At 44.3% G+C, this 13,434-nt stretch carries 14 protein-coding genes; 8 read left to right on the top strand and 6 right to left on the bottom strand.

Annotated features, from left to right (window positions below; all coding sequences use genetic code 11):
* Positions 1–146 precede the first annotated feature (146 nt).
* The 4 genes from EXU85_RS22350 to EXU85_RS22335 form a co-directional block, all read right to left on the bottom strand.
* Positions 147–1,376: an efflux RND transporter periplasmic adaptor subunit gene (locus tag EXU85_RS22350; RefSeq protein ID WP_246859197.1), complete on the bottom strand. Its 1,230-nt coding sequence runs from the start codon at positions 1,374–1,376 to the stop codon at positions 147–149.
* Positions 1,377–1,587: 211 nt separating this feature from the next.
* The gene (locus EXU85_RS22345) at positions 1,588–1,956 is read right to left on the bottom strand and encodes a YtxH domain-containing protein (RefSeq protein ID WP_142774215.1); all 369 of its coding nucleotides are present in this window, start codon (positions 1,954–1,956) and stop codon (positions 1,588–1,590) included.
* A 50-nt stretch (positions 1,957–2,006) separates the two neighbouring features.
* Positions 2,007–2,258 (bottom strand): YtxH domain-containing protein, encoded by a 252-nt coding sequence (locus EXU85_RS22340; RefSeq protein WP_142774214.1) that lies wholly within the window; start codon positions 2,256–2,258, stop codon positions 2,007–2,009.
* 467 nt (positions 2,259–2,725) lie between these two features.
* The gene (locus EXU85_RS22335; RefSeq protein ID WP_142774213.1) at positions 2,726–2,893 is read right to left on the bottom strand and encodes a lmo0937 family membrane protein; all 168 of its coding nucleotides are present in this window, start codon (positions 2,891–2,893) and stop codon (positions 2,726–2,728) included.
* A 455-nt stretch (positions 2,894–3,348) separates the two neighbouring features.
* Between EXU85_RS22335 and EXU85_RS22330 the strand changes: the two genes are divergently transcribed.
* Together EXU85_RS22330 and EXU85_RS22325 are read left to right on the top strand one after the other, a co-directional pair.
* Entirely contained in the window at positions 3,349–3,750 is a 402-nt protein-coding gene (locus EXU85_RS22330; protein ID WP_210422399.1) for a response regulator, read from the top strand.
* 95 nt (positions 3,751–3,845) lie between these two features.
* Positions 3,846–5,321 carry a sigma-54 dependent transcriptional regulator gene (locus EXU85_RS22325; protein WP_142774212.1) on the top strand — a complete coding sequence of 492 codons (1,476 nt, stop codon included), beginning with the start codon at positions 3,846–3,848 and terminating at the stop codon, positions 5,319–5,321.
* A 79-nt stretch (positions 5,322–5,400) separates the two neighbouring features.
* On the opposite strand, the gene EXU85_RS22320 is transcribed toward EXU85_RS22325, so the two are convergent.
* A complete protein-coding gene (locus tag EXU85_RS22320) occupies positions 5,401–6,045 on the bottom strand; it encodes a porin family protein (protein WP_142774211.1) in 645 nt (214 codons plus the stop codon).
* A 616-nt stretch (positions 6,046–6,661) separates the two neighbouring features.
* On the opposite strand from EXU85_RS22320, the gene EXU85_RS22315 reads away from it, so the two are divergent.
* From EXU85_RS22315 to EXU85_RS22290, 6 genes are all read left to right on the top strand, one after another.
* A complete protein-coding gene (locus EXU85_RS22315) occupies positions 6,662–7,102 on the top strand; it encodes a response regulator (RefSeq protein ID WP_246859196.1) in 441 nt (146 codons plus the stop codon).
* 80 nt (positions 7,103–7,182) lie between these two features.
* Positions 7,183–8,655: a hybrid sensor histidine kinase/response regulator gene (locus EXU85_RS22310; RefSeq protein ID WP_142774209.1), complete on the top strand. Its 1,473-nt coding sequence runs from the start codon at positions 7,183–7,185 to the stop codon at positions 8,653–8,655.
* 299 nt (positions 8,656–8,954) lie between these two features.
* Positions 8,955–9,167 (top strand): DUF2188 domain-containing protein, encoded by a 213-nt coding sequence (locus EXU85_RS22305; RefSeq protein WP_142774208.1) that lies wholly within the window; start codon positions 8,955–8,957, stop codon positions 9,165–9,167.
* Positions 9,168–9,206: 39 nt separating this feature from the next.
* Positions 9,207–9,623 (top strand): four-helix bundle copper-binding protein, encoded by a 417-nt coding sequence (locus EXU85_RS22300; RefSeq protein WP_142774207.1) that lies wholly within the window; start codon positions 9,207–9,209, stop codon positions 9,621–9,623.
* Between the two features lie 110 nt (positions 9,624–9,733).
* On the top strand, positions 9,734–10,237 hold the full coding sequence (locus tag EXU85_RS22295) for a pyridoxamine 5'-phosphate oxidase family protein (protein WP_142774206.1): 504 nt from the start codon (positions 9,734–9,736) through the stop codon (positions 10,235–10,237).
* A 111-nt stretch (positions 10,238–10,348) separates the two neighbouring features.
* On the top strand, positions 10,349–11,080 hold the full coding sequence (locus tag EXU85_RS22290) for a DUF3891 family protein (RefSeq protein ID WP_142774205.1): 732 nt from the start codon (positions 10,349–10,351) through the stop codon (positions 11,078–11,080).
* 114 nt (positions 11,081–11,194) lie between these two features.
* On the opposite strand, the gene glgX is transcribed toward EXU85_RS22290, so the two are convergent.
* On the bottom strand, positions 11,195–13,324 hold the full coding sequence (glgX, locus tag EXU85_RS22285) for a glycogen debranching protein GlgX (RefSeq protein ID WP_142774204.1): 2,130 nt from the start codon (positions 13,322–13,324) through the stop codon (positions 11,195–11,197).
* Positions 13,325–13,434: the final 110 nt, after the last annotated feature.

Genomic DNA, 13,434 nt, shown 5'->3' with positions numbered 1-13,434 from the left:
GTAAATGTTACAATTATTTCGTGCTTATTTCTATAAGTTATGACTTGACTCACAGTTGGCCAATCAGGTTTACCAATAATCATTAAAGGCCATCGGAAAGCTACGTTGAGCAGCTTTCCGATGGCCTTTAATGACCGTTTGAGAAGTTAATTCCCGAGTGCGTTGTAAATCAGCAGCTGATTGTTCGTTACAACCCGATCACCGGGTGTTAACCCACCGGATAAATATGTTTTCGGCCCAATGGATTTATAGATGTCTACTTCGCGTACCAGAGGCTGGTTTTTGTTGTTAACCATGACCACGAAGTTGCGGTTTTTATCAAATACGACAGCCTTTGCCGGAATCGCTATCCGTTTGTCGTGCCCCGCGTAGGTAACGCTTACATTCGCAAACATCTCCGGCTTAAGTCGGTAGTCTGCATTATCCAGCGTTACACGGACTTTCAGGGTTTTACTGTCGGGGTCGAGAACATTGAAGATTTTATCGATTCGGCCATGAAAGATTTTATCCGGGTAGGAGAGGGTTGTTATGGTTGCCTGATCTCCTTCTTTGACATTCGCAAGGTCGGACTCGTACACATTCGCCAATACCCAGACGTGGTCTAGATTTGAGATCGTGAACAGGTTCTCGGGATCGTCGGAGCGAAGTTCCATACCTTGAGATGCAGATTTTTCGACGATAAAACCGCTCACTGGGGCCTTTACTACATAAACGGCACCATTACCGCCTACAATCCGGCGTCGTTCACTCACACGGTTTACTTCGCCTTTAGCCGCCAGCAGTTGTTCCTGACTGGCCACCAATTCGCGCTGGGAGCTCAGACCCGCTTTAGTCATGTCTTCCGCAACCTGCAGGTTTTTCTGAGCTACCGATAATTGCCCCTTTGCTTCTACACTCTGTTGTTCTAAATCGGCCAAATCGCCCGACCGAATTACAGCCAGGGTCTGTCCCTTTTTAACATAGTCGCCTAAATCAGCCTTGAGAGTTTCTATATGCCCACCTACCAGAGGAAATACCTTTACAACCTGATCCTGATTGAAGGTAATTTTACCTGTCAAATTCAATTCATTGCGGGCATTCTCATACTTAGCTGTATCGAAGGCGGCTGTGGCAAGTAAATTCGTTTCCTGACGCTCTTTGGTTGGTTCACTTGCTTCGGATTTTTGCGCGGTACTACTACAGCTACTTAGTCCGTTTACAGCTATAAAGCCCATTGTAACGATCATTGCCCAGGCTCGTACTGACTTAGCCATATAAATAGAGGCTGGGCAAACAACTAACCCAGTTGGATACGCTCGTACGTTTTTATTATCGTCTATAAGCCTCTGCCAATTACGGAGCAGTGAGGAAGCAAAGGCAAATGGGTATTTTTTCATAGTATTATGACGCCTGAATTGGTATAAGTATTACCTGACTGATAAGTAAAAAGGAGCCGTCACAAAAGTCTCCTTTGCCAATTAAAGGCTTCTTAAACCCATATTAAAAGGCTATTAAACCCATCATGCGTATAACGCAGCAGCGCCTGCCGGGTATGGTCCGGCAGGCGCTGTATATTTCAAGAACGTTGAGTAAATAGGATGCTAGTACTTAGCTTGCTTTTACTGAAGATTTTGCATTATCAATACCTGATTTGGCATCGTCGGCTAATTCGTCAACTTTATCGTTATAATCACTCTTGAGCTGATCTTTACTAAAAGTCGCCTGTGCTTGGTCTTTATACTGGTTGAACTGTTCTTTAGCTTTGTCGGTATACTGATTTACCTGACTTACCGCCTGCTCGTACCCCTCTTTCACCTGAGATACTCCTTTTTCCCATTGGTCCTTCAAATCGCCTGTGCGTTTGCTGGCTTCTTCAGTCAGTTTTTCGCGTGTTTCTTTACCGCTTCGGGGAGCTGTTAGAAGACCAATAACAACACCGGTAATAATGCCGGTCAGAAAATCTCGTGTGCTTCTCATCGTTTTATGTGTTTTAGGTGAGTGTTTATTTTAGGTGATTAGCAGGAAGCCTATTGCTTTGCTTTCTTCTTGGCCTGACTAACCAGATCCTGTGTTTTTCCGGCAGCCGAATCAACATATTCGTTATATTGACTTTTTATGCTATCCAGGCCAGACTGTAGTTGGTCCTGTAAGTCTTTAAAGAACGAATCTGACTCAGACGAGATACGTTTACGCGTCTTTTGGCCGCTCTCTGGAGCAAGCAGAATACCAATAACTGCGCCAACTGCTAATCCCACTAAAACTCCTGGTAGTGATTTCATGATTTCTAACTTTGGTGAATGACTTATGGTTCCAATATCGTCAATCTACTAGAAAATACTGTACCACTGATTAGAAAAGAGGGTAAGTCGTTGTATATGAGTACGGTACAATATAGTGCTGGTTTGGGATGTTGAGGATTTTTTTCTACAAGGGCGTCCACGTTTTACGCAATGACCCCAACTGGTTGCCGAGTCTCGAACTACGAGAGATTCTGTTGATTCTTTAGATGCTGATGATAACTATTGATACGCAGATACGGTATAACCCACATCATCTGAATTCTACAGGCACAAAAAAAATCCCCGCGCTCAACTTGGCGCAGGGATTCCGTACCCACCGTAACTTGTACTTAACCTAAAATGAATTGCTTCGGGCTAACCCGAGTCTAACACAATTGCTTGGTTAGAAAATGATATGTATCACAGGTGATATCTCTATGACTTGTTGACTACATGTACTCCCTTCTTCACACCCCGCGCCCCTGTATTAAGCGTAGAATAATCGCAATCACCGCAATCACTAGTAGAATATGAATTAAATTACCACTAGCAATACCTGTTCCTAACACGCCTAGAAAGCCCAGGAGCCAGATAATGATCAAAATCACGGCTATAGTGTAAAGAAGGTTTCCCATGACGTTTATTGAGTAAATCAGAATTAACTATCTCGCAATTGACAATCTTATTAGAAAAAGTTGTGCCAATAATGGTAAATACATCCAATCGTTTCCTATATATACCCTTATACGCTTGTAAATGAGCATTTAATTAGGTCATATTCTTCACTTATTATCGAAGCGAGAAAACCTGCTGCAAAACAAAAACTGTGGATTAATTTCTACACTTGTAGAATAAACGTAGAAAAATAGCTCAATCCCCAACAGTTCTTTAGCGGGCGAATTAGTTTATAGCCGATATAAATTAATGAAATTATAAGCGCAAACTGTTAATCTAATGGACATTAATGTATGTTGCTACTTGATTTTTGACTCAGGCTTACACTTTCGGCACATATTTTATAATAGAGTGTGTAAGAAGAACACAAATGAAAACGAAATGAGCCGTGGTAAATACAATAACAGGGGTTAGCATGGGACAACAATACAGGCCGGTCGCCATCAATACAGCACCTCTTGCAAAACGCGTATTGATTGTTGATGATGAAGCCGATATCTGTCTGTTGCTATCAGGGTTGTTACGTCGCCTGGGCTATCAGCCTACCTGCGCCCATTTTATTGAAGAAGGACGTCAGTGCCTCCATACACAGAAATTCGACGCTATTTTTCTAGATTTAAATTTGCCCGATGGACTTGGGTTTGATTTATTGCCATTCATCAAAGAAGATCAAACCGAAGCTAAGGTTATTATGATCAGTGCCTTTGATGGACAGGCTGAACGTCGGCGGGCTACTGAGCAAGGAGCTGATTATTTTATTGGTAAACCCTTTACTCGCCGTTCGGTAGAGATGGCTTTGCAAACCATTCAGGTTTGAGTAACTTTGTTCATACAGCTTTCATACAGCTAAGGTAGATTCATTCGTTGTTCATTACTGGACATGGTCTGTCTGAACAAGTTCAATGCCGCTTCATGGAAAAAATTCTGATTATTGACGATAATAATGATATATGCCTGCTTCTTGAGCGTTTTCTGAGCAAGCAGGGCTATAAAACAGCGTCGGTACAGCGGGGCGATGATGGGCTGGTTCTGTTACGGAAAGAAGCTTTTGAGTTAGTCATCTGCGATTTTAAACTTCCTGATATTGATGGCCTGGAGATGCTTCGTCGCATCAAGGTTATGCACCCCACCACCGCTGTAATTATCATCACCGGCTATTCTGATGTTCGAATGGCGGTGCAGACGGTTAAGCATGGGGCTTATGATTACGTAACAAAACCACTCTATCCCGACGAAATCTTATATACGATAAAAGCAGCCCTCGAACGGCGCGCCCAATCGTTAAATCAGTCGAAGGGTTCATCGGCCACTACTGCTACTGGCATACCAAAAGCACCTGCTGTAAAAGTAGCTCCTGCCAAAACGCAGTTAACCCCGGATGGAAAACGCTTCATTTTTGGTAGAAGTCGGGCTGCCGAACAACTTCAGAAACACATTGACTTGATTGCTCCCACCGATATGTCGGTTATCATTACCGGCGAAACAGGTACGGGTAAGGAGTTTGTTGCCAATGCAATTCACCTCAAAAGCAAACGAGCCGATAAACCATTTGTGGCCATTGACTGTGGCGCTCTTGGGAAAGAATTAGCCGGTAGCGAATTATTCGGGCATGTGAAAGGCTCCTTCACCGGCGCTATGTCGGACAAGGCCGGTAGCTTTGAATTTGCCAATGGTGGCACCATCTTCCTGGATGAGATCGGAAACTTGTCGTACGACAATCAAATCAAGTTGCTTCGTGTATTACAGGAGCGTAAGATTCGGCGTATTGGCAGTAATCAGGATATTCCGGTCGATGTTCGGATTATAGTAGCTACAAATGAAGATCTGCGCGAGGCCGTTCGGCAAGGCAAGTTTCGGGAAGATATCTATCACCGCATTGCTGAATTCGAAATGCATTTATCGCCCCTGCGTGAGCGCAAGTCCGATATTATGATTTTCGCTGATCATTTTCTGGAGTTGGCTAATGTGCAACTAGAGAAAGATATTCAGGGGTTTGAAGAGGAAGCAAAAGAAAAGTTAAAAGAGTATTACTGGCATGGCAATCTCCGCGAATTGCAAAATGTGGTGAAACGGGCCGTGTTGCTAACTCAAGGCGATTATATTGAAGCCGATGTACTACCGCATGAGATCATCTCGCCCCAGTATTTCACGCCTGAAGATACCGGTACTACTAATATTCAGATTAATTACGACCCCGCTCGACCCGGTGTTCCAGTCTTTACTCAATCGGCGGCTAATTTGAAGTCGGTATCTGAGAACGCTGAACGGGCTGCTATTCTGAAGGTACTGGAAAAAACAGGCTATAACAAAACCAAAGCGGCTGAAGTCCTTAATATTGATCGTAAAACGCTCTATAATAAATTGAAAGCGTACGATATCCATTTGTGAGTTAGTAGGTAAAGTAAGTGCAGTGGGTGAAGTAGGTTCCTAACCCTCTTCACCCACTGCACTTACTTTACCTACTCAACTAATTCAGGCTGAAGCCAACGGATAGCAAGCCAACTCCATTCTTAGCATTGCCCAATACCGTTTTAGCGGCTCCACTGTTAGCAATGGTTTGCAGACCCTGTTCATAACGCGCGCCAATAAAGGCTTTACCGAAGTAAAGGTTCAAGCCGCCTGCAATTCCGTAATCAACTTTGTTGAAATTATCCCGATTGATTGCACTTGTTCCTGTGCCAAAATCGCCGTTCGAATTGATGTTTGAATTCAGTAGGTAGGATACGTAGGGGCCTGCCTGTAACTCAACTGCCTGACCCAGCTTAAACGTAGCTAAAACGGGTAGCTCGGCATAATTAAGTTTAAACGTATTTTTTCCCGTAAAGCCAATGACGTCATAGGTAGCTGATGCGCCTTTGGTCATATAGAGCAATTCTGGTTGGACGGCAAAAAACTCACCAACAGGTATCTGGGAAAATATTCCTAGATGAAAGCCAATGCGCTCATTTTTATTGCTGGCTCCCTGACTGTCGTAGAATAGCGAACTGGCATTTAATCCCCCTTTTACGCCAACCCGCGTTTTTCCTTGTGCTAACGCAGTAGACGAGTTGATCATTAAGGCACCTGTTGTAAGAATAGCGGCTACAAGCAAGGTTTTTACTGAATGTTTCATAACGATTTTCGATTTAAAAGCAGTACCTAAGTTACTTCTGCTCTGTGTATAGAGGTGGTAAATTCGTGCCAAAACCGCCATTTTTAGGGTAAATCTCTGTGGTAGCCTGGTTTACTTGGGTTTATAGATATGTTGAACGTATAGGCACTGCATAAATTTTTAAGCTTAGGCGAGTAAGAAATTCCCCAACTTGTAGAATACAACATTCAGTTTTTGAAACCTCTGAATAAGAATTTATTATCAGAAGCCCTGTTTGCTTTAATTATGTAGAAAATATTTTCTAAAGCCTGAAATTGGCAAACAACAGTTTGAAAAAGGATTGAGCGGGTAGTAATAGGTTAGTTTATAAACACTTAAAATAGAAATATATGAAAAGTGCAATTTATAAGCTTATGCAAACACCTTAAATCAAGATAGGTGTTCTGGATTTTATACTGGTAAATAATACGTTAATAAATTGATGTTTTTGAGTAATTTTGGAGGGGAGGGTAACTTCTGAAAAAGCTAAAGACAGATAAGGAATAGCTAATCAGCCGCGTACGTACTGGAAACCTGAGTATATCAAAACGCAGGAAATTGATTAGCACTCTCCAGCCGTAACTTTTTACTGATTTGTATGCACCGTAGACTTACATCCATGACCATTCTAATTGCAGACGATGATACAGATGACCGCCTGTTTATGGATAAGGCACTTCGTCAGAGTGGTTATACGCAAAATGTTCAGTTTGTTGAAGATGGTGAAGAGTTAATGGAATATCTACGTCGGGAGGGTCGTTATAACGAAGACAATGCTCCTTGGCCTAATTTATTGATTTTAGATCTGAACATGCCTCGTAAGAATGGCTTTCAGGCCCTTAATGAGATAAAGGATGATCCTAAACTACGGCGTTTACCCGTGGTCGTGATGACTACATCCTCAGCCGACGAAGACGTACTGAAAACCTATAATCTCGGCGTTAATTCATTTGTAACAAAGCCATTCAATTTTAACCGCTTGGTCGAAATGGTTGGGGCTTTAAAAACATACTGGATAGATACCGTTAAATTGCCATAACCAGCTAGTGAGTACTTATCAGTAAATGGTCTTGCTGATGGGTACACACGGTACCGTTCATTGCCAACTACTCACGGTTTATGATACCTGCCCCACTCGATGTTGCCGAAAAAAAGGAAACGATTCGTATTCTTCTCATTGAAGATGACGAAGATGATTACTTGCTTACCAAAGCCTTAGTTTCTGTCAGAGAAAATTCGTCCATTAAACTCGACTGGGTAGATAGCTATGATCGGGGTCTGGCAGCTATTGATACGGGACAATACGATGTGTATCTAGTCGATTACCGACTGGGCCCGTATACAGGTATTGATTTGATTCAGGAAGCATTTCGGATGGGTTGCCGGGCCCCAATGATTCTGCTTACCGGCCAGGATGATCTGACCGTAGACCAGTCGGCACTTGAATTGGGAGCCGCCGACTATTTAGTGAAAGGGCGAATTGATGCCCAACTCCTTGGGCGTAGTATCCGATATGCGCTCCGACAGGCGAGTGTACTTGCCGAAGTTGCTCAGAAAGAAAATAAATACCGAACCCTGTTTGAACGGTCAATCGATGCCATTTTTGTGGCTAATGATGAACTTCGATTTCAGGACGCCAACTCCTCCGTTGAACAGTTATTAGGGTACAGTCGTGACGAACTCCGACACCTGAATCCCGCTCGCCTTTTTGCTGATCTGAATCACCTGCGTAATCTGCGGTTTAACGTCCGCGAGCATGGTCAAATCAAAGATTTCGAAACCACACTAATTCACCGAAACGGCCGTAAACGGGTTTGCCTGATCTCCGTTTGGGCGGTCGAGGATATGATTGGGCATCCAGAGTGGTACCAGGGAATTGTGCGTGACATTACAGATCAGAAACGGGCTCAACAGGATCTGATCCTGGCCGAAAAACTGACTATGACCGGCAAAATTGCCCGCAGTATTGCCCATGAGGTGCGTAATCCACTTACTAACCTTAGCCTGGCTCTTGAACAGCTTAAAGATGAACTGGATACAGACAATGAGTATGTAACCATGTTTACGGATATCATTGGGCGCAATGTGGACCGTATTGGGCAACTCATTACAGAAATGCTCAATTCATCGAAACCCCGCGATCTGGATCGGAAAAAGCAGGATTTTAATGGCGTTGTTAAAGAAACGTTACAGCTCGTTAGCGACCGGATCAAACTGAAACGGATGCGACTCGAAACGAATTTCACGACCGACGACGGCCAGGCATTACTAGACCGCGATCAGGTAAAAACGGCGTTGCTGAATATTTTAGTCAACGCAGTAGAAGCTATGGAAGAAGGAAAGGGTGTGCTTTCGGTACGAACGACCTGTACGGATAACAATCGGGTATGTGTAGAGGTGAGCGATAATGGAGGAGGGATTAGTGAAGCAGATAGACAACGCCTTTTCGATCCGTTCTTTACCGGGAAATCGGGGGGGATGGGATTGGGATTAACCGCTACACAAAATATCATCAATAGCCACAAGGGATCAATTGAAGTGGAAAGTAAGGTGGCTACTGGAACTACATTTCGACTGTTTTTTCCAAAATAAGCAGATGCGCCCTAAGTAGTTTCCTGGCTTTTTCGTAGCATAGATCACTCATTAACCAGCTTTTACCCAAAGCTGGTTTTTTTGTGGAATTGACTGGGTAAAAACATACACAATCCCGCTGGTAAATTCTACAGATAGTCTACAGGATCGACGGAGAATATCAATCCATAGATCAAATAATTATCTTATAAGTTGTTGATAATGAGTTGTTGGCTTGGTTGGTGTGAAGTGTGGTGGTTGATTATTTTAGAGGTGGCACAATATTAGTTTAGTCAATAGATAACCTACTAACTATCTCTATGTGGTCTATCACTCACTTTCCGGCGGCCATGCGGTCATTAAATCCCACTACTCGGGCAAAGGCAATTGAGATTGCAAATCAACTGCTGGAACAAGGGCAGTTAGATAAGCAACATGTCATCCTGATGAGTGTTGAGGAGGCCCGTCGGTGGGCTCGTTGTGAGAGTTCCAACCGGGAGTGGGCAGTCAGAAACATACAGCAATACGCCTAACCCAACTATTCGATATCTAACTTAAACCTGCCATTAGCTATGATCTGGAAGAAAAACATTTACGATTCGTTAACAAGCTGTGCAACTTTGTGTAATGAGTTTGCTACAGAATGTTCCAATGCAGAAGACATAGAGAGCCGGTATCGGAGTATTTTTCTAAACCTGGATTGTGCCGATATGTGCCGTAACCTGGCCATGCTATATGTTCGTGGTTCTGAAAATGCACGGCTACTGGCAAAAGCTTGTATTGAAGTATGTGAAAAATGTGCTCAGGAGGTAAGTCAGTTTAATACAGAGCGTAGCCAACAGGTGTTTGCTATGTGTCAGCAAACGATTTGTAGCTGTGTGAATATTATTGATATGGGCTATCAGACAGATATTGAAGCGCAAAACCCAGCCGTTACGCCAGCTTCTCTGTTCTATGGTATTGATCTGCGCGAAACACTTTATAATTAATAGCTAATAGTCACTAGTCGTCAGTCGATAGTTAACAGTCAAAGTAAGTAGGTTCAAAAACTATACTATTGACTAATGACTTTCGACTGGCGACTTTTCTTTTCAACGTTATGGAAACTACAGAACACATTAACAAACCCCTGGAAAAGGTGCGCGATATGATCGAAGACATTCGTATCGCCATGATGACAACCGTTGATGAACAGGGTAATTTAGTAAGCAGACCCATGGCTGCTTTACAGGTAGATGAAGATGGGACCATCTGGTTTTTTACCAAGCGATCTTCGCCTAAGGTCGATCAGATTGATAACAACGATCAACGGGTAAATCTGTCGTTTGCATCCGTTAGCGATGCTGATTATGTATCTGTATCAGGTAAAGCGCAAGAGTTTAACGATCAGGCTAAAGTGGATGAACTCTGGAATCCACAGGCAAAAGCCTGGTTTCCTGAGGGGAAAGACGACCCGGAATTAACGCTGCTGAAAGTGCACATCGACATGGCTGAATACTGGAGTGCCAGCGATAGCCGAATGATTCGGTTCATTCAGCAGGCCAATGCAGCCATAACTGGCAACCCGCCCAAGATGGGAGAGAACGAAAAGATTTACAATTGAGGGAGAAAGGAGGAGGGGGAAGAAAGAGAGAAAAGAGGGTATTACTTAATCAAGTACTTCACTCTTTTCCCTTTCTTCCCCCTCCTCCTTTCTCCCTTTTCTCCTTCTTCTATGATTGTTTCCCAAACAGATACGGGCTGGCAAATTATTAACCAGCAGGCACATGGTTTACTGGCCGTACAACTGGCCCTGCATTGGCGAGTAGATAAACGACCCAGCCGCTGGATTGAAACAGTAACGGCGCTAACAGAGCACGATGATGGCCAGAATCCCTGGGAAGGCCGTAACCATCTGACAGCGGCAGGTACACCACTTCATTTTGAACTACTAGAGTATTCGGTAGAGCAATGTCAGCAAATGATTCAGATCGGTCTGCAAAAAAGCCGCTGGAATGCGCTGCTCATGTCTATGCACACGTCTTTTCTGTACGAATCGAAACGCGGTACCGATAAGGCATTGGATGTATTTCTTGACCAGCAGATGACGAACCAGACCAAGTGGCGGAAGGAATCGAAAGCCACAAAAGCAGAAACCGATTATGCCTATGCGTTTCTTCAATGGTGTGATGCGCTATCCCTTGTGCTCTGCCTGAATCAGGTACCTCATGAAGAGCGACGTTTAGAAGTCAGCAAAGGACCAGATGACTTATCGTATTACATTCATCAACGCGCTGATGGAACATTGAGCCTGGACCCCTGGCCATTTGAGGGGCCTCAGGTTACTGTTCATGTTGAAACGTTTTGCCTGGATCAGGTAGTTTTTAAAAATGACAAACAGCTCTATAATGCGCTACAGGACTCTCCTGTTAGTGTAAAAGAGTGGACGTTTAAAGAACATGATTAGTTATGGATTCTGTGGTGTCAGCTATAAGTAGCTGACACCACAGTAATGCGAAAGTGTCAAAAGTAAAAATGCCATAGCGATCTGCTATGGCATTTTTACTAATAAAGGTCTACATTATTTTAGCCGTAACAAGATCGAAGAACGTGCCGGCACATTAATGGATTTGCCACCTTTAGTTGGCTCAATCGTTGGGTTGACTTGTCCCGTAAACGTATCAACAATCACTTCCCAGGACGAACTTTTACGGCCAATTTTCGGAAGCATAAATGGAATATCTTCCCAATAAGCGTTCAAGATCCAGATTAACTGCTCATCCCCAATGTCCTGACCATCTTCGGTTTGTTCCGATACGCGAAGCCCATCAATAAAAAGAGCCAAACAGTGCGTATTGGGATTGTGTAGATCGTCACTGGTCATTTCGTCGCCATCCGGACGTAGATAGGCTACTTGCTCACTACCAAAGAAACGGCGCCGACTCAACAGAGGAACAGCCTGACGCAGGGCGGTAAGTTGACTGGTGAACTCAAACAGTGCTTGTTGGTTCTCGTTCCAGTGCCAATCCATCCAGCTAATTTCGCTGTCCTGATTGTAGCCATTGTTGTTACCGTGCTGGGTTCGGCCACACTCATCACCCATTACAATCATGGGTGTACCCTGGCTGAGTAGCATCGTGGTCAGAAAATTACGCTTCTGGCGTTCACGGAGATCGTTAATCGCTGGATCATCGGTAGGCCCTTCAACACCGCAGTTCCAGCTCATGTTATCGTTGGAACCATCGCGGTTATCTTCGCCATTGGCCTCGTTGTGCTTGTCGTTATAACTAACCAGATCGTTGAGTGTAAACCCATCGTGTGCTGTAATCAGATTGATGCTATTGGCTGGCGAACGACCATCATCGGCGTATAGGTCAGGGCTACCTAATAAGCGAGTAGCTGTTTCCGCAGCCTTACCATCGTCCCCTTTCCAGAATGCCCGGAGCGTATCCCGATACTTGCCATTCCACTCCGACCAGCGAACCGGGAATCCGCCAACATGGTACGACTGAATGTCCCAGGGTTCAGCAATGAGTTTAACCTGGGCCAGTATAGGGTCCTGGGCTACGGTATCCAGGAACGAAGAAACACTACCGAATTCTTCGTCGGTACGAATCAGCGCTGAGGCTAAATCGAACCGGAATCCATCAATGTGCATGTCCGTTACCCAATAGCGGAGGCTATCCATTACTAACTGCAATACGCGAGGATGGCTCAGGTTAAACGTATTACCCGTGCCGGTGTAGTCCATGTAGTATTCTGGCGTGTCGCCAACCTGGTGATAGTAAATCCGGTTGTCAATGCCTTTGAACGAGAGCAGTGGTCCTAATTGGTTGCCTTCGGCAGTGTGGTTGTAAACAACATCCAGAATCACCTCAATACCCGCTTTGTGCAGGTTCTTTACCATCTGTTTGAACTCAGCAACCTGCTGTCCGGCCATACCAGATGATGAGTACGTGTTCTGGGGAGCGAAGAAGCCAATGCTGTTATAGCCCCAATAGCTTTCGTCGGTGAACTGATGTACAGGCAAAAGCTCCACCGCTGTGATACCCAGTTTTTTTAGATAATCTGTTACTTCTGGGGTGCCTAAGCCTGCATACGTACCCCGAATCGACTCCTCGATGGTAGGATGCAGGTGAGTGAATCCTTTTACGTGCATTTCGTAAATAACGGAACGGTGCAGCGGAGTGGCCGGAGCGGCATCATCTTCCCAATCAAACGCTGTATCTACTACCACACTTTTGGGCATTGTGGGACCGCTATCCTCCTGACTCATCACCAGGTACTCGTCCGTACCTTCTTCGCTCGATGTTGGTTTGGTATAATCATAAGCCAGCCAGGCATCATTATGGTTCACGGGTGCATTTATGGCACGGGCGTAAGGATCAAGCAGGAGCTTATTTGGATTGAAAAAATGACCTGCCTGTGGTTCGTAAGGACCATCAACCCGGAACCCATAGAGTTGACCCGGTTGTAGTCCATCAAGATAAATATGCCAGACAAGATCGGTGCGTTCGGCAAGTGGAATTCGAGCCGTTTCATGACTGGGGTCAGCAGCGTCGTAAAGACATAGATAGACGGCGGTAGCATTTTCGCTAAATAGGGTGAAATTAACACCTTCGCCATCATACGTAGCACCCAGTGGATAGGGCTTACCGGGTTTGGATTGAATTGATTCTGAAAATGAATTTGTGTTAGATTGTTTACTCATAACGTGTCTGCGTAGGAATAAGTAGGTATAATTTGGGAGATAAACTCCCTGTATAGTACGAATGTTTTGGTAAGTAAAAGGCACAAAAAAGCCTACCCCCAAAGGGAGCA

The organism is Spirosoma sp. KCTC 42546 (assembly GCF_006965485.1).
Lineage (GTDB): Bacteria > Bacteroidota > Bacteroidia > Cytophagales > Spirosomataceae > Spirosoma.
This window is presented reverse-complemented; position numbering and strand designations above follow the sequence as displayed.